Source organism: Erythrobacter ani (genome assembly GCF_019204025.1).
Taxonomy (GTDB): Bacteria; Pseudomonadota; Alphaproteobacteria; order Sphingomonadales; family Sphingomonadaceae; genus Erythrobacter; species Erythrobacter ani.
In genome coordinates, this window is sequence record NZ_JAGSPB010000002.1 from 48,785 (window position 1) to 64,441 (window position 15,657).

The window sequence follows — 15,657 nt, forward strand, 5'->3', positions numbered from 1 at the left end:
GCGGGTTCGCAGATCATGGCCGCGCGACGTAATCGATCCTGATCCGCACCCATGATCCCACTTGGGAACGGCCGCCAACTGTCGCGGGACGGACGCGGAACTGCCAGGCAGCGGCCAAAACTGCGCGTCCGATTTGCGAACCCGGCGGCGTCTCGCCCAGCAATTCGCAATCTTCTACGTAGAAATCGGGGACAGTCCGGCACACGATCATGGCCGCGCCCGGACCGGTGGCGGTCGAAAGGTAGCCTGCAAGCTCACCATCGGTCGGCTCGCGATACCACCGCGCCGCATACAACGGTTCGCCATTGGGAGCATTCCCGACGCGCTGGCTGTCGACTGAGCTTGATGATCCGGTGCTGGGCGGCCCGTATGATCGGGCTGGCCGCGCAGGTGCTGCGGGCGGCGGTGCAGGAGGCTGAGCGGGTGGAGCGGGTGCCGGGACGGGCAAGACGACGGCGGGCGGTTGCGCGACAGGCGGCGCGGGCTGCTCCGGTACGGGTTCGGGCGGCACTTCGGGCGCGGGCTGCTGCGGGGTCTCGGGTGCAGGCGGCGCTTCGGCAGGGGGAGGCGCTTCCTCCACGGCGGGTTCGGGCTCCGTGGTAGGATCAATTGCGGAGAATGTCGTGAGCGTCTCTTCCGCCTCAGGTTCACCGATTATCTCCGCGCCAAGAGAGAATAGCAGCGCAATGATCAGCGCCTCGATAATCAGCGCCGCGGCAAGGCCGAAAACCCGCCGATCGATGTTGCGATCCTGCAAAACGCTCAGCAGACCGGGCCGCTGCGCAGCTTCGGATGCGTCAGGTGAAGGGGTTGATGCCATGCGCTCCGTAGGCCGACTCGCGGGGTAGGGGGCAAAGCGCTAACACGGTTCGGCCTTACGCTGCGATGAATCTTTCGCGGCGGCTCAGCCGCGACCGATCATTTGCCGGTAAGACAGCGCCTCTGCGATATGCGCGCGTCCGACATCGCGCGTTCCGGCAAGATCGGCGATGGTGCGCGCGACGCGCAGCATCCGGGTGTAACTGCGTGCGGACAGGCGCAGTTTTTCCGCCGCCTGCATCAGCAAATGCTTCCCCGCATCGTCGGGCGCGGCGAACCGCTCCAGCTTTTCGCCATCAAGTTCCGCATTCGAACGCACGCCCCGCTCTCCGCTCAGCGCGCGCGCCGTTGCCACGCGCCGGGCCACGCGATCCGAACCCTCAGCCGCTGGAGGAAGGCTAAGATCCGCCGCGCTGACTGCCCCAACTTCGACATGCAAATCGATCCGGTCGAGCAAAGGGCCGGACAGGCGGGCCTGGTATTCGCTCGCGCAGCGCGGCCCGCGAGAGCAAGTGTGGCCGGGCTCTCCCGCATGGCCGCAGCGACAAGGGTTCATGGCCGCGACAAGCTGTACGCGCGCAGGGAAAGTGACGTGCGCATTGGCGCGTGCGACATCGACCTGTCCGGTTTCGAGCGGCTGGCGCAGCGAATCCAGCACTGGCCGCTGGAATTCCGGCAGTTCGTCGAGGAACAGCACGCCCAAGTGCGCGAGGCTGACTTCGCCTGGGCGCACTTTGAGGCCGCCGCCGGTCAGCGCCGCCATGCTGGCCGAATGATGCGGCGCGCGGAATGGTCGGGCCCGGCTGATCCGACCAGCGTCGAGCAGGCCCGCGACCGATTGCACCATCGAAACCTCTAGCGCTTCTGTCGGCGAAAGTTCGGGCAGGATACCGGGCAGGCAGCTCGCGAGCAGGCTCTTGCCCGATCCCGGCGGCCCCATCATCAGCATATTGTGCCCGCCAGCAGCAGCGATCTCGAGCGCGCGTTTGGCGGTTTCCTGTCCCTTCACCTGTTTGAGGTCGGTCACTGGCGGCGCTTCTGCCACGTCCCCGCGCTCCGGCTCATCCAGCACCTGCGTGCCTTTTAGATGCCCGAGTAAACCGGAAAGATCGCACGGGGCCAGCACGGGCACGCCGCTCGCCCATTTCGCCTCCGAACCCTGATCGGCCGGGCAGATCAGACCTGCATCCGCCTCGCTTGCATGGAGCGCGGCTATTAGGACGCCTGGGCTGGCGACGATCCTGCCGTCGAGCGATAGCTCCCCGACTGCTATCCAGTCACCCAATTGTTCGGCATCGGTCACGCCCATGGCCGCAAGCAGGGCCAAGGCAATCGGTAGGTCGTAATGCGAGCCGTCCTTGGGCAGGTCGGCAGGCGACAGGTTGATCGTGATCCGCTTGGGCGGAAGCGCGAGCCCCATCGCAGCCAAAGCGGCCTGAACCCTTTCGCGGCTTTCACTAACCGCTTTGTCCGGCAAGCCGACAATCGAGAATCGCGGTAGGCCCGATGCAACCTGGCATTGCACCTCGACTTGGCGCGCATCGAGACCGAGATAGGCCACAGTCCTAACCAGCGCTACCAAAGTAAATCCTCGTGTGATTTGCGACCTTTATACTTACGGTATTGCAGCGCTCGTTGCAGATTGTCGAGCAAATAGAAACGCTTTTGCCGGAGCAGGCTGCTTTTCGCGATGTCATGCGCTGCGCCTGCGGGCATGCGGTTCGGGCGCGGTTTTGTGACGATCGCGCCAGCCCGATAATGCGCTTCGCGGCTTGACTCGTTCACCGCTATCCCATAGTGGCGCGCGCCTGACAGACTGCCTTTTGCGGTGGTCGCTATTTATCGATGAGCAGCCGGAGACGTTAATCCCGGCCTCGGCTTGTCGAACCAGTTTATCGAGGACGATATGAAGCGGACTTTTCAGCCTAGCAATCTCGTGCGTGCCCGTCGGCACGGCTTTTTCGCGCGCAAGGCCACCACGGGTGGCCGTAAAGTGCTTCGCGCGCGCCGGAAGCGTGGCCGCAAGAAACTCTGCGCTTAATCTGTTTTCCGCACGTCCTCCGGCGTGCGAAATCCTCGCCTATGCGACCTTGCGGTCGCATCGATGCGGGCGGCCAGTCGGCCTAACGGGCTCCTTGCGGGAGCCCGTATGTATTTGAGGGCGTCTGGCTTGGCGGCGGAGCACGCCCCGGACGGCCGCAAGCGCGACCGCGCTGCGGAAAATAAAGATTCGGGCAGCCGAAACGCTTCGGCTAAAATCTGATCCATGATCCAAGTCCTTACCAAGCGTGCCGATTTCATCGCCGCCAACAAGGGGCTTCGTAATGCCCGGCCCGGTTTCGTGTTGCTAACGGTGCCGAACGGCGGGAAGGGCATTCGCTATGGGATCACGGTCACCAAGAAGATCGGCAATGCTGTCGTACGCAACCGGATGAAACGACGTTTTCGCGAGCTCCTTCGGGCTGCTCTACCGGACGGGGGACTGATCGATCACGACCATGTCCTGATCGGGCGGTCCGGCGGCATCGAGCGGGAATTCAAGACGATGGCCGATGAGCTGGACCGCGCTCTGGAGCGAGCGCGAGAGGGAAAATCGGATCCGGGCCGTTCTCGCAGGCCGCGCCGTGGAAATAGAAAGGTCGGGGGACAATGAAATACATCATGATCGCCATTGCCCGCGCCTGGCAGCTCGGACCATCGCTGATCCTGCCACCGACCTGCCGCTACTCCCCGTCCTGCAGCCAATACGCGATCGAGGCCTTGCGCAAATATGGCGCGCTCAAGGGTGGATGGCTGACGCTAAAGCGGCTAGGGCGCTGCCATCCATGGGGCGGGCATGGACACGACCCCGTGCCGTGACCGCACCATAGAATTCTGCACTGTAGTATCTATATAACACAGCATTCGACGACTTAACGGGATTTCATCTTGGACAATCAGCGCAATCTCCTGCTCGCCGTCGCGCTTTCCGGCCTGCTTATCCTCGGCTGGGATTTCGCGATGCGAACCTTCTATCCGGAGGCTTCTCTTTCCGCGCCCACCGCAGCCGTGGAACCTGCCGCGCAAACAAGTGCGGGGTCCGCGCCTGGCACTACGACGGTCGCCGCCGATCTCCCCGAAGGTGCAGAAATGCCGAGCGGTCCGATAGACCTATCCGCTGCGCTGGCCGATCCCAACCGCGTGGTGATCGAAACGCCGAAACTGGCCGGATCGATCAACCTCCAGGGCGCGCGGATCGACGATATCGTGCTCAAGGATTACCGGCAGAGCGTCGATAAGGATAGCGGCCCGGTTCGTCTCTTCGCGCCCGAACGGACCGACAATCAGTACTTCGCCGAGTTCGGCTTTGTTGTTGGCGGAGAGCGCATTTCATCGAGCGAGCTATGGCAGGCGGATGGCGAGCGTCTGACGCCGCAGACGCCTGTGACGCTGTCCCGCACTGACGAGGACGGACGCACCTACCGGATCGCGCTGTCGATCGATGAGAATTATATGATCACGGCGGACCAATCGGTCGACAATGCATCCGGCAATGCCGCCATCATTCAGCCCTTCGCTCTCATCAAGCGGGATACCCGCAATGCATCGCCAGACGAGTTCATCGTTCATTCGGGGCCCGTCGGTGTGTTCGGTGGGACGCTGCACGACCCTAACAGCTACGAAGAACTGGCAGAGATCGGCCGCGACACGCCTGAAGGGGCTGCCTCTTGGCTCGGCTTTACCGACCGGTACTGGCATTCCGCGCTTATCCCGGGCGATGGTGCCGTCGACAATGCAGGCTTCCGCTCGCTCGGTGACCGCCTGTTCCGCAGCGACCTCATTTACGACGCGCAGACCATCCCTGCCGGCGCTACACTGTCGCAGACGACCCAGTTGTTTGCCGGGGCAAAGAACAGCGTGATCCTCGACGAATACGAGGACACCGGCATTACCTATTTCGGCAAGGCGATTTCGTGGGGCTGGTTCGAATGGTTCGAGAAACCGCTGCTCTGGCTCTTGCGTACGCTCAACGAACTGGTCGGCAATTTCGGCATCGCCATCATCCTGTTGACGGTCGTAGTCCGCGCGCTGATGTTCCCCATCGCGCAAAAGGGGTTTGCCTCGATGGCGTCGATGAAGGCGATCCAGCCGAAAATGAAAGCCGTCCAGGAACGTTACAAGGACGACAAGCAGAAGCAGCAGCAGGAGATCATGAAGCTGTACAAGGAGGAGAAGGTCAACCCGGTTGCCGGTTGCCTTCCCATGCTGCTGCAAATTCCGATCTTCTTCGCGCTGTACAAGGTGCTGATCCTCTCGATCGAAATGCGACACGAGCCATTCATCGATTTCTGGATCAAGGATCTGTCCGCACCCGATCCGTGGACCATCCTTAACCTCGGCGGATTACTGCCATTTGCGGTTCCGGGCTTCCTTGGGATCGGTGTGCTGGCCGTCCTGCTTGGCGTGACGATGTGGCTCACCTTCAAGCTGAACCCGTCGGTGATGGACCCGATGCAGCAGAAAATCTTCAACTTCATGCCTTGGATCCTGATGTTCGTGATGGCGCCCTTTGCGGCCGGATTGCTGCTCTACTGGGTAACTTCCAACCTGCTGACTGTCGCGCAGCAGAGCTACCTTTATTCCAAGCATCCGCAGTTGAAAGCGCAGGCGGCAAAGGACAAGGCTGAGCTGGAGAAGAAGAAGGCCAAGGAAGAAAAGAGCAAGGCGTGAGCGAGGCCGAACTCTCCAACGCGGAAATCGAAGAACGCGCACGACAGCGCCGCGAAAAGCAGGCTGCGCGCCTTTTTTCGGGACGTGTGGATTTTCTGTTGTCCGCACCGCAGCTCAAATTCCTGCCCGAACCAACCGTCCCGGAAATCGCGTTTTGCGGACGGAGCAATGTCGGCAAGTCGTCGCTGCTGAATGCCCTCACGATGCGCAGATCCATCGCGCGCGCATCGGTGACGCCGGGCCGGACGCAGGAGCTCAACTATTTCGAGGTTGGCGATCCCACGCAAATCCGGCTGGTTGACATGCCGGGCTACGGTTTTGCCAAGGCGCCCGTATCGGTTGTCGACAAATGGAAAAAGCTGGTGCGCAGCTATTTGCGCGGACGGCAGGTTCTGGCGCGCAATCTGGTGTTGGTGGACAGCCGCCACGGGTTGAAGGACGTGGACCGCGAGATGATGACCATGCTGGACGAGGCCGCGGTGGGATACCGGATCGTCCTGACCAAAACCGACAAGATCAAGGCGAGCGCGCTCGAACAAGTGGCGGGCAAGGTGGCGGAGGAATCCCGCAAGCACCCCGCCGCCTATCCCGAACTGCACCTCACCAGCGCGGAGAAGGGGATGGGGATCGATGCGTTACGGGCGGCATTGGTTGCAGATGCTTTGGGTGAGGGGTGGTTCTCTTAAAGCGCGAGCACTGCTGTATCGAAGATCACATATTCCTCCACCGCCATGCCGTTTTTGATGCGGAAGCGATCGACCCCGACATACTCCCGGCGTTCTCCGGAAATGATCGCTGCAGTTTTCCAATGAATGTAGAGCAGATCGTCGTTGCCGGCACAGTCCAACGGCGTCACTTCCAGACCTTCGAAGCTGTCCAGCGTTCCTTGCATGGCGTGGATGTATTCGGCGCCTGAGAATGTGCCCTGGCCGGAAAAGTGAATGGTCGCGTCAGGTGATATGATTTCGGCCACGCGCTCGCCTGACGGGTCCGCCCAGAAGGATTTGAAGCGCTTGTAAAAGTCCCGGTGCTCGGCGCTCAATTCGGACTGGTTCATGGCTGCCCTCGTTTGCGTGTCAAAAGATCGTCGATTCGATCATCTCCAGCAATTATGTGCGCTGCGCACATAACGTCAAGTTGAAAAACGTGCGCCGCACACATATTGCGCATTCATGATTGAACGGACTGCAAACCTGCTAGGCGTTGTCGGCGTCATGGTCGCCGATGCGATTGAACAGACGGCGCGCGATGTCGTGAGGCACGCCGGTGAAACGCCTGCGGCGCTCGTGGTGATAGGGTATGGCTTCGGCCCATCGAACGACCGCCTGAGGCGCATTCTTGGACTTTCTCACCCGGGCACGGTGCGTCTTGTCGATCGGCTCGTGCGCGATAACCTCGTCGAGAGACGGCCCGATTTGAAGGACCGACGATCGATCAGCCTCCACCTTACTCCGCAGGGTGAACAGGCCCGCGAAGCTTTCTTGAAAGGTCGGCTTGCCGCAATCGCACAGGTCATCGAACCTCTCTCAACAGCAGAATGCGAACAACTTACGGGATTGCTCCGCAAAATGTTGTCGTCGCTCGACCCGTCCGATGAACAGCGCTGCTATCTCTGCCGACTCTGCGACGACCGGGTCTGCACGAATTGTCCGATCCCGGCTGATTTTCGAGCAGACGTCGCCTCAGCCTAAGTCGCAAACAGCTGCCCTATATCCGCGAACGCCTTGAACTCCAGCGCGTTGCCTGACGGGTCGCGCAGGAACATCGTCGCCTGCTCGCCGGGCTTGCCTTCGAAACGCACTGTCGGCTCGATCACGAATTCTGTGTCGGCGGCTGTCAGCTTGTCGGCGAGAGTCTGCCAATCATCCATCGTCATCACCAGTCCGAAATGCGGGACGGGCACGTCGTGGCCGTCGACCGGATTGCTCGTGCGATCGCCCGCGTTTCTCGACAGATGGGCGACGATCTGGTGCCCGTGGAAATCGAAATCGATCCACTCATCGCTGCTGCGCCCCTCTGCGCATCCCAGTAATTCGCCGTAAAACGTCCGCGCCTGAACCAAATCGTCGACGGGAAAGGCAAGGTGAAATGGCGGAAGGTTCATTGCGGTTTCTCCATGTGATATTGCCTGCAACAGTAACTTGTTCAGCCTCGACAGCGAAAGACTGAATATCTACGGCAGGCAAACGAGGACCTACCAGCAACGCGGGAGCACGCACATGAAGCTCATTATCGGCAACAAGAATTATTCGAGCTGGTCGATGCGCGGATGGCTGGCGGCTAAGCAATCGGGCCTGCATTTCGAGGAAATCACGGTGCCGATTCTAGGCGAGCACTGGGAGAAAACGAAGCAGCAAATGGGCGATATGGCCCCGTCGCACGGCAAGGTCCCGATCCTATGGGATGACGAAACCGTGATCTGGGACAGTCTCGCCATTCTGGAATATCTTGGCGACAAGGTAGGCCGCGACCGGTTCTGGCCAAAGGATGACGCGCCGCGCGGCATGGCCCGCGCGATGGTGGCGGAGATGCACTCGTCCTATGCATCGCTGCGAACCGAAATGCCGATGAATGTGCGCCGCCGGGTGGAGCTGAAAACGGTTTCCGACCAGACCAGGGCGGATATCGTGCGCATCCTCCAGCTTTGGGCAGAAGCGCGTGCGCGCCATGGCAGCGCAGGCCCGTTTCTGTTCGGGACGTATGGTGCGGCGGATATCTTCTTCGCGCCGGTCGTTTCCCGGTTCATCACCTACGGGATTGGTGTACCCGGCTTTGCACAAAGCTATATGGAAGCGATCTGGGAGCACGCCTGGACACAGGAATGGATCTCTGCGGCAGAGGACGAACAATGGGTCATCGAGCAATACGAAAGCGTTGGAGCGCAGTAGTTCTCGCGAGCGTATGCGCGCTCATCCTAGGTTTTCCCGCACCTGCTCATGCCTGGGGCTTCTTTGCCCACCGCAAGACCGCCGAAATTGCCGAAGCCAATGTCTCTGCGGAGACCCGCGCGAAAATTCGCCAGCTCATGCGCGCGCAGGCATTGCTCGGGACACCCGAATGCGAACTTGGTACGATTGAAGACGCTAGCGTTTGGCCCGATTGCGTGCGGCGCACTCGCTGGCGCTGGGGATATACCGCAGCCTGGCATTACCGCACCGCGCCCATTTGCGAGGCCTATGATGCTGGCTCCAATTGTCCCGGGGGCAATTGCGTGACGGCACAGGTAGAGCGCAGCCATCGCATCCTGGCCGATGAGACCCTGCCTGATCATATCCGGCTGGAGGCGCTTGCATTCATGGTGCATTTCGCCGGCGATGTGCACATGCCGCTCCATTCGGGCGACAGGAACGATCGCGGCGGCAACGATCGCGAAACCGATTACGGCATTGTGCCCGGACTCAACCTGCATTGGATCTGGGATGGCCCTCTGGCTGAGCGTGCCATCACGAGCGGGGAGCGCCCGATCGTACGCCGATATTCGCCGGCTGAGCGCGCCGATCTGGGCGGGGGCGATGCTGCGGATTGGGGCAGGGAGAGCTGGTCGATCAGTCGCAGCTTTGTCTATCCGACAGCCTTCGACACCGAAGATGTCTGCTCGGCGGACCTTCCCGAAAAAACCGCTCTTAGCCAGGAAGACATTGTGCGCGGCGTACCGATCGCTCGGCGCCGTGTTCAGCAGGCCGGCATCCGGATTGCCGAATTGCTGGAGAGCGCGTTTGCGCCCGGTCCACTTCCCGAACCTGAGCGCAATTAGGGCAGTCGTTCCGTGTCATAGGGTGTGCCGTCCCTGCGAAAATAGCCATCCGCGTTGAAAACCATGTCGATGTCGGGATATTCTCCGCCGTCAGCCGAACGGTCGCCTGCACTGATGGCGACGTACACGCAGTCGTTCTCGCTGCGATTGTGCAGGCGATGACCATTCTCCACCCCTGCAGCCCACGCCAGTAAGTCTCCTGGACCGACCGGGGTTTCGCCATCATCTTCGATCAGCACGGCTTCGCCTGAGAGCATCACGACCAATTCGTCCTGACCGCGATGCCAATGCCGCTGTGATGAGAACGCGCCCGGCCTTAGGACGACGTGGCTCGCTCCCATCATCGTGAGCCCGGCGGCGGGCGCCAGCCTGCGGTAATGCCTCCCGGCGACGTCCTGGTCGTAAGGGGCAGGGTAACCGGTCGCGTTCGTTTGCGCGATTGCATCGAGATCGAGCTTGGGCATCACGAGTTTCTCCTGCTAGGCCCTGCACCAATGTCTGAAGTTCTAGCGATTGCCAAACGCCTGATGGCGGCCCCGAGCGTGACCCCGGCCACAGGCGCGGCGTTTGACGAATTGGAAGCGATGCTCTCACCGCTCGGTTTTGCGGTTCATCGCTTCACGCGCGGCGAGGGGCCGGAAGGCAGCGATGAAGCCCCGGTCGAAAACCTCTTCGCAATACGCCGAGGTCCTGAAGGATCGAGGCATTTTGCATTTGCCGGACATCTTGACGTCGTTCCTCCGGGCGAAGGCTGGACCAGCGCGCCGTTCGAACCGGAAGAACGCGGCGAGCTGCTTTACGGTCGCGGCGCGGTGGACATGAAAGGCGCGATCGCTGCCATGGTGGCCGCGGTTGCGGACGTCCCGGCTGACGCAGGCACGATCAGTTTCATCATCACTGGCGATGAAGAAGGCCCTGCCCTGCATGGCACGCGCGCCCTCATCGATTACATGCGGGACGAGGGCATCCAGCCCGATCTGTGCCTTGTCGGCGAACCGACCAGCGTCGACCGGTTGGGCGACATGATGAAGATCGGCCGCCGCGGCTCGGTGAACATCTGGCTCGAGGTTGATGGCACACAGGGTCATGTCGCCTATCCGCACCTGGCCGATAATCCGCTGCCTGCGATGGTTGCCATGCTGTCCGACCTGAACAATTTGCATCTGGACGAGGGAACCGACTGGTTTCAGCCGAGCAATCTCGAAATTACCGAAGTCGATGTGCCCAACCGCGCGCACAACGTGATCCCGGCCAAGGCGAAAGCGCGCATATCGATTCGTTTCAACGACAGGCATTCGGGTGCTTCGCTGTCGCGCAAGGTCGCCGAGATCGCGGGAAAGCATGGCGGCACGGCCCGACCGGTGATTTCAGGCGAGCCATTCCTGACCAAACCGGGCGCGTTCTCCGACTTGCTGGCAAAGGCGGTCGAAGCCGAGACGGGCATTGTGCCTGAGGCGTCCACCAGCGGCGGCACGTCGGATGCGCGGTTTCTGCGCGCAGTGTGCCCGGTGATCGAATTCGGGCTGTGCAACGCGACGATGCATAAGCTCGACGAGGCGGTGGCCATCCCCGACCTCGATGCGCTAGCCAGGGTTTATACAAGAGCCGCGCTGGGGGCGCTGGCGCTCGAAGAAGGGATCTGACGTGCTGAAAACCTGGTTCAACATTCCGCTGTGGCAGCGGGTGATCGGCGCGCTCATCCTCGGTGTGATCGTGGGCCGCCTGTGGGGGCCGGACGCAACCAGTATCAAGATTATCGGCGACGTCTTCATCGCGTTCATCAAGATGTTGGTCGTGCCCCTGATCTTTTTCAGCCTGGTCGCAGGGGTCGCCAGCATCGGCGACCTGCGGAAACTCGGCAGCGTGGGTTGGCGTGCTTTACTGCTGTTTGTCGTGAGCGGTCAGCTGGCGGTGTGGCTCGGCCTTGCGCTCGGCACGTTCGTCGCGCCCGGAGCCGGGGTGGACACCAGCGCCATTCAGATGGGCGCTGTGCCCGAGCCTAACGAAACGACGTTCAATGACATGATCCTCGGCATGATCCCGCAAAGCCCGGTCCAGGTCATGGCGGACGTGAACGTCCTGCCGCTGATCGTGTTCTCGCTTCTCATCGGGATCGGCATCCTTATGGCCAAGGAAGACGGCGAGCCTGTGCTCAAGATTTTTGAGAGCGGCAGCGTCGTCATGCAGAAAGTCACGATGATAGTGATGGAGCTGACGCCTTTCGGCGTTTTCGCGCTGATGGCATGGGTCGCCGGCACTCTGGGCTTCGACGCGCTCCAGGCGCTCGGTACGCTCGTTTTCCTCAATTACCTCGGCTGTTTCCTCATTATCGGTCTGATTTACGGCTCGATGATCAAGTTCATCGCGCGTCTCCCGGTCATCGATTTCTTCCGCGGCATCGTCGACGCGATGGCTGTGAGTTATTCGACGGCAAGCTCCAACGCGACGCTGCCCGTGACATTGCGCTGCGCAGAGCGAAATCTCGGTATCAGCAATTCGGTCGCCAGCTTCGTCATCTCGCTCGGCGCGACGATCAACATGAACGGCACCGCGATGTATCTCGGCCTTGCGACCTTGTTCGGTGCGCAGATTTTCGGAGTCGACCTGAGCTGGGGCGATTACCTGCTGATTTCGATCCTCGGCACACTGGGAGCCGTTGGCGCAGCGGGCATTCCGGGCGCGGGGCTGATCATGATGGCGCTGGTATTCGGTGCGGTCGGCGTTCCGCTCGAGACGATTGCGTTCGTCGCCGGTGTCGATCGCATCATGGACATGATGCGCACCACGACCAACGTATCAGGCGACGCAGCGGTGGCGACGACGGTGGCGGCGCTGACGAACGAGATCGACCGGGCCGAGATGATCTCGGCGGACGATGTTTGAGCGAAGTGCCCGCCTTCGTTGTCGAGTACGACTTGCTTCAGAAGTATGCGTCAGGGCCGGGCGATGATCGAGTTGTCGTGATTACATGCGCAGCATTCTGTGAAAAATATAGCTTGCCTCTTATCAAAGCGCGTCTTCCCGCAATGGACGAAGAACTGGTCGAGAGGCTTTTTGGGGAGAATCGTCCCCTTAGCTCGGCGAGCTCGCGATATGATCTCGCCGAGGCGATTGGGCTGATCACAGCAGAATTCCGTAAAGAACTAAAAATCTTCATAAAGATCAGGAACCAGTTCGCTCACCATGTAGACATAGAAAATGCCGACGACACCAGGATTAGCGGCTTGACCAATTCCCTTAGCCTGTCGTTGGGTAACGATCCCAAACTGCAGGAAGAGTATAAGAGCTGGCCTCAGAGCGGTCGCCTGCACTGGCATTCCCTGTTTTTTGCAGGGCGATTTTTGGATCAACTTAACTTCGAACACAGTCGCGGACGGATCGACTGACGACCCCGCGCGGATCCCCAGAGTCGAGCAATTCTATAGAGTTGGAACTGCTCTAGCTATCCTCTTCGACGTATTCGACCGGCACGAACTCGCCGAGCCCGCATCCCGCTCCGCGCCGGGGTGCGCCGCCGCCGATCTGTTCGAGTACGTAGATGATCTCGGTATTACAGATCTGGTTGATCGAGGTCGTATATGTGAACGCCTCTTCGAAACCGAGCCGCGGGCAACTTCTCGGGAGCACGCTTCTGAAGACGCGTCCGCCGCGCATTTCGAAATCGATCACCTGATCGCTGCGCACCCGCGTGTTCCTGATCTGCGAGCGCTGGATACAGTTTTCCGCCTCGCCCAACACTTTAACAGGTGGTCCGGCGAGCGCGGGGTCGGCGCGTTGGCCCTGTTCGACGGGAGCGCAGGCCGCGATTGCCGCTGCGCCGGCGATTACGAATGGATATCGGAACATGACACGTCTCCTCTCGCTGCCCTCGCAGTAAGCGCCTCGCAAGCTGAACACCGCCTTAGACCAGCCTAGCGCCCCTTCGGCTTCTCCAGCACCTTCTTGCGGAAGCTGCACAGGTCGACAACCGGACAGCGCCAGCATTCCGGAGTGCGCGCCTTGCAGATATAACGGCCGTGCAGGATCAGCCAGTGATGCGCGTGGAGACGGAAGGGCTGCGGCACGCGCTTTTCCAGCTTCGCCTCGACCTGCTCCGGTGTCTTGCCTTTGGCGAGGCCGGTGCGATTGCCGACGCGCAGGATGTGCGTATCGACTGCAAAAGTCTCCTGCTTGAACCAGCAGTTGAGCACGACATTGGCCGTCTTGCGGCCCACTCCTGGCAGCCGCACGAGGTCTTCGCGAGTGTCCGGCACCTCGCCGCCATACTCGTCGATCAGGAGGTGAGAGAGCGCGATGACGTTTTTCGCCTTCGAGTTAAACAGACCGATTGTCTTGATATGCTCGATCAGTCCCTCAAGCCCCAGATCGACCATCTGCTGCGGAGTCGCCACCTTGGCAAACAGCGGCCGTGTCGCTTTGTTGACACCGACATCGGTTGCCTGCGCAGACAAAGCGACCGCAACGACGAGTTGATAGGCGTTGCCGTATTCCAGTTCGGTCTCGGGTTCGGGATTGTCCTCCGCGAGACGGCGGAAGAATTCGAAAATCTGGTCCTTGGTCATGGCTGCTCTGCCGGTCAGCCCAAACCGAGTACGTCGTTCATGGAATAGCGGCCCGGAGCTTTGCCGATCAGCCATTCGGCACCGCGCACGGCGCCGCGCGCAAAGATGCTGCGATCCTCGGCAGTGTGCGAAAGGGTAAGGCGTTCCTCCTTGCCCGCAAAGATGACCGAATGCTCGCCCGCAACGGTTCCGCCGCGTAGGGTGGCGAAGCCGATCGCCCCTTCACGCCGTTCGCCGGTCTGCCCATGGCGCCCGCTTTCCATGTTGTCGGGCAGATCGATCCCGCGCGCATCTGCGGCCGCTTCGCCAAGCAGCTTTGCCGTGCCCGACGGCGCATCGACCTTCATGCGGTGATGCATTTCCAGGATCTCGATATCCCACTCGGCACCCAGCTTGGCCGAAGCTTCCCGCACCAGATGGGCAAGCAGAGTTACGCCCAATGACGTGTTCCCCGTTTGCAAGACGGGGATGGTTTCGGACGCCGCCGACAGCAGCACGAAGTGCTTTTCCTCCAACCCGGTTGTCCCGATCAGGATTGGTATTCCCGCCAGCTTCGCCGATCGGAGGTTCTGTTCCAGCGCTTCTGGTGAGGAAAAGTCGACCACCACATCGCACTGGCCAAGCAGCGGCGCGGGATCACCGCCGAGATCGACGCCGACGCAAAATTCGTGACCCGCTTCCTCGATAGCATCGATAATTGCGCGGCCCATGCGACCCTTGTGTCCGATAATGCCAAACTGTGCCATTGATCCCTAACCGATTGCCGTGCTTCTTATGCGATCATGGCAGAGATCGCACGCATCGTCATCCTTACCGGGGCCGGAATTTCCGCTGAAAGCGGCATTGACACCTTTCGTTCGGCGGGAGGGCTGTGGGAACAGCACAAGGTCGAGGATGTCGCGACGCCGGAGGGGTTCGCGCGCGATCCTGATCTCGTGCTGAGTTTCTACGACATGCGGCGCGAGGCGCTGTCAAAGGTCGAACCGAATGCCGCTCATGTTGCGATTGCGCGGCTGGAGCGGGAGTTCGCCGGCGAGCTGCTGTTGGTAACGCAGAATGTCGACGATCTGCACGAACGAGGCGGATCGGACCGGGTGCTGCATATGCATGGTGAGTTAAAAAGCGCCCTGTGCGGAGCGTGCGGAATGCGCAGCCGGTGGGAAGGGCGCATGATCGAGCGCCCTCCATGTCCCATATGCCAGGCTCCGAGCCTGCGGCCCGACGTCGTGTGGTTTGGAGAAATGCCGTATCAAATGGAACGCATCTACACGGCGCTTGGCAGGTGCGATCTCTTCGTCAGCATTGGTACGAGCGGCGCGGTCTACCCGGCCGCAGGTTTCGTCCAGGAAGCTCGCCAGTCGGGTGCGCACACGCTGGAAGTCAATCTGGAACCGAGCGAGGGAACGCACCTTTTCCATGAGGCGCGGCACGGCCCAGCCGGGCGGCTTGTACCCGACTGGACCGAGGAATTGTTAAGTTAGCGATGGCCTCGTTCAGGCGTTTTCGGACACTGTTGGAGTATCGAAAGCTGCTGCTGTCTTCGACTTGCGAGGTGCCTTGGCAGGCGATTTGATCGCTTTCCGCGGGTTCTTGCGCTCTTGGCGCGTGCCGGGAAGCTCCGCGTCGTCTTTGTACGGCGATTTCATTTTGACCCCCACCGGATCGGTTTCGCTGTCTGCGAACGGTCCGGATTCGCCGGTTTTCTTGGCTTTCTTCGCCTTGAGATACTGGCTGCCACCAAAGGCTGCAGCGGCTCCGAGGGTTACGAGTGATAATGCGGCGACGGGTAGTGCCATGATGTAATCTCCTTTT

21 protein-coding genes are annotated in these 15,657 nt (G+C 60.9%); 12 read left to right on the forward strand and 9 right to left on the reverse strand.

Going from position 1 to position 15,657, the window contains the following annotated elements; all coding sequences use genetic code 11:
• Positions 1-13: 13 nt before the first annotated feature.
• The gene (locus tag KCG45_RS07160; protein WP_218316550.1) at positions 14-820 is read right to left on the reverse strand and encodes a hypothetical protein; all 807 of its coding nucleotides are present in this window, start codon (positions 818-820) and stop codon (positions 14-16) included.
• A gap of 84 nt (positions 821-904) precedes the next feature.
• Positions 905-2,401: a YifB family Mg chelatase-like AAA ATPase gene (locus KCG45_RS07165; protein ID WP_218316551.1), complete on the reverse strand. Its 1,497-nt coding sequence runs from the start codon at positions 2,399-2,401 to the stop codon at positions 905-907.
• Positions 2,402-2,725: 324 nt separating this feature from the next.
• Here KCG45_RS07165 and rpmH point away from each other — a divergent pair, with 324 nt between their 5' ends.
• The 5 genes from rpmH (at position 2,726) to yihA (ending at position 6,215) form a co-directional block, all read left to right on the forward strand.
• Positions 2,726-2,860, forward strand: coding sequence for a 50S ribosomal protein L34 (rpmH, locus tag KCG45_RS07170; protein ID WP_086438043.1), 135 nt, complete (start codon positions 2,726-2,728; stop codon positions 2,858-2,860).
• 225 nt (positions 2,861-3,085) lie between these two features.
• Positions 3,086-3,472, forward strand: coding sequence for a ribonuclease P protein component (gene rnpA / locus KCG45_RS07175; RefSeq protein ID WP_218316552.1), 387 nt, complete (start codon positions 3,086-3,088; stop codon positions 3,470-3,472).
• Positions 3,469-3,678, forward strand: a complete 210-nt coding sequence (gene yidD / locus KCG45_RS07180; protein WP_218316554.1) for a membrane protein insertion efficiency factor YidD — start codon at positions 3,469-3,471, stop codon at positions 3,676-3,678. The genes rnpA and yidD overlap by 4 nt, the downstream gene beginning before the upstream one ends.
• 69 nt (positions 3,679-3,747) lie before the next feature.
• The gene (gene yidC / locus KCG45_RS07185; RefSeq protein ID WP_218316555.1) at positions 3,748-5,529 is read left to right on the forward strand and encodes a membrane protein insertase YidC; all 1,782 of its coding nucleotides are present in this window, start codon (positions 3,748-3,750) and stop codon (positions 5,527-5,529) included.
• Complete coding sequence (gene yihA / locus KCG45_RS07190; RefSeq protein ID WP_439648916.1) at positions 5,526-6,215, forward strand: ribosome biogenesis GTP-binding protein YihA/YsxC; 690 nt, start codon at positions 5,526-5,528, stop codon at positions 6,213-6,215. Before yidC ends, yihA begins: the two co-directional genes overlap by 4 nt.
• Here the strand turns inward: yihA and KCG45_RS07195 are convergent.
• Entirely contained in the window at positions 6,212-6,586 is a 375-nt protein-coding gene (locus KCG45_RS07195) for a nuclear transport factor 2 family protein (RefSeq protein ID WP_218316556.1), read from the reverse strand. The two genes, yihA and KCG45_RS07195, sit on opposite strands and share 4 nt — an antisense overlap.
• Positions 6,587-6,701: 115 nt before the next feature.
• Between KCG45_RS07195 and KCG45_RS07200 the strand changes: the two genes are divergently transcribed.
• Positions 6,702-7,220, forward strand: a complete 519-nt coding sequence (locus KCG45_RS07200; RefSeq protein WP_218316557.1) for a MarR family winged helix-turn-helix transcriptional regulator — start codon at positions 6,702-6,704, stop codon at positions 7,218-7,220.
• Here KCG45_RS07200 and KCG45_RS07205 read toward each other — a convergent pair.
• A complete protein-coding gene (locus KCG45_RS07205) occupies positions 7,217-7,633 on the reverse strand; it encodes a VOC family protein (protein ID WP_218316559.1) in 417 nt (138 codons plus the stop codon). The two genes, KCG45_RS07200 and KCG45_RS07205, sit on opposite strands and share 4 nt — an antisense overlap.
• A 115-nt stretch (positions 7,634-7,748) precedes the next feature.
• On the opposite strand from KCG45_RS07205, the gene KCG45_RS07210 reads away from it, so the two are divergent.
• Together KCG45_RS07210 and KCG45_RS07215 are read left to right on the forward strand one after the other, a co-directional pair.
• Positions 7,749-8,417, forward strand: coding sequence for a glutathione S-transferase family protein (locus KCG45_RS07210; RefSeq protein ID WP_218316561.1), 669 nt, complete (start codon positions 7,749-7,751; stop codon positions 8,415-8,417).
• Entirely contained in the window at positions 8,378-9,283 is a 906-nt protein-coding gene (locus tag KCG45_RS07215) for a S1/P1 nuclease (protein ID WP_218316562.1), read from the forward strand. Before KCG45_RS07210 ends, KCG45_RS07215 begins: the two co-directional genes overlap by 40 nt.
• On the opposite strand, the gene KCG45_RS07220 is transcribed toward KCG45_RS07215, so the two are convergent.
• Positions 9,280-9,747 (reverse strand): cupin domain-containing protein, encoded by a 468-nt coding sequence (locus tag KCG45_RS07220; protein ID WP_218316563.1) that lies wholly within the window; start codon positions 9,745-9,747, stop codon positions 9,280-9,282. The two genes, KCG45_RS07215 and KCG45_RS07220, sit on opposite strands and share 4 nt — an antisense overlap.
• Before the next feature lie 30 nt (positions 9,748-9,777).
• On the opposite strand from KCG45_RS07220, the gene dapE reads away from it, so the two are divergent.
• The 3 genes from dapE to KCG45_RS07235 are packed head-to-tail and all read left to right on the forward strand — an operon-like array spanning position 9,778 to position 12,669.
• Positions 9,778-10,926, forward strand: a complete 1,149-nt coding sequence (gene dapE / locus KCG45_RS07225) for a succinyl-diaminopimelate desuccinylase (protein ID WP_218316564.1) — start codon at positions 9,778-9,780, stop codon at positions 10,924-10,926.
• Position 10,927: 1 nt separating this feature from the next.
• Positions 10,928-12,166 carry a dicarboxylate/amino acid:cation symporter gene (locus KCG45_RS07230; RefSeq protein WP_218316566.1) on the forward strand — a complete coding sequence of 413 codons (1,239 nt, stop codon included), beginning with the start codon at positions 10,928-10,930 and terminating at the stop codon, positions 12,164-12,166.
• Entirely contained in the window at positions 12,163-12,669 is a 507-nt protein-coding gene (locus tag KCG45_RS07235) for a hypothetical protein (protein ID WP_218316567.1), read from the forward strand. Before KCG45_RS07230 ends, KCG45_RS07235 begins: the two co-directional genes overlap by 4 nt.
• Positions 12,670-12,721: 52 nt before the next feature.
• On the opposite strand, the gene KCG45_RS07240 is transcribed toward KCG45_RS07235, so the two are convergent.
• The 3 genes from KCG45_RS07240 to dapB form a co-directional block, all read right to left on the reverse strand.
• Positions 12,722-13,129 carry a hypothetical protein gene (locus tag KCG45_RS07240; RefSeq protein WP_218316568.1) on the reverse strand — a complete coding sequence of 136 codons (408 nt, stop codon included), beginning with the start codon at positions 13,127-13,129 and terminating at the stop codon, positions 12,722-12,724.
• A 65-nt stretch (positions 13,130-13,194) separates the two neighbouring features.
• Positions 13,195-13,845, reverse strand: a complete 651-nt coding sequence (gene nth / locus KCG45_RS07245) for an endonuclease III (RefSeq protein ID WP_218316570.1) — start codon at positions 13,843-13,845, stop codon at positions 13,195-13,197.
• Positions 13,846-13,859: 14 nt separating this feature from the next.
• Positions 13,860-14,591: a 4-hydroxy-tetrahydrodipicolinate reductase gene (gene dapB, locus KCG45_RS07250; RefSeq protein WP_218316571.1), complete on the reverse strand. Its 732-nt coding sequence runs from the start codon at positions 14,589-14,591 to the stop codon at positions 13,860-13,862.
• 36 nt (positions 14,592-14,627) lie between these two features.
• Here dapB and KCG45_RS07255 point away from each other — a divergent pair, with 36 nt between their 5' ends.
• Entirely contained in the window at positions 14,628-15,326 is a 699-nt protein-coding gene (locus KCG45_RS07255; protein WP_218316572.1) for an NAD-dependent deacylase, read from the forward strand.
• 12 nt (positions 15,327-15,338) lie between these two features.
• Here the strand turns inward: KCG45_RS07255 and KCG45_RS07260 are convergent, their stop codons facing one another.
• Positions 15,339-15,641 (reverse strand): hypothetical protein, encoded by a 303-nt coding sequence (locus KCG45_RS07260; protein WP_218316573.1) that lies wholly within the window; start codon positions 15,639-15,641, stop codon positions 15,339-15,341.
• Positions 15,642-15,657: the final 16 nt, after the last annotated feature.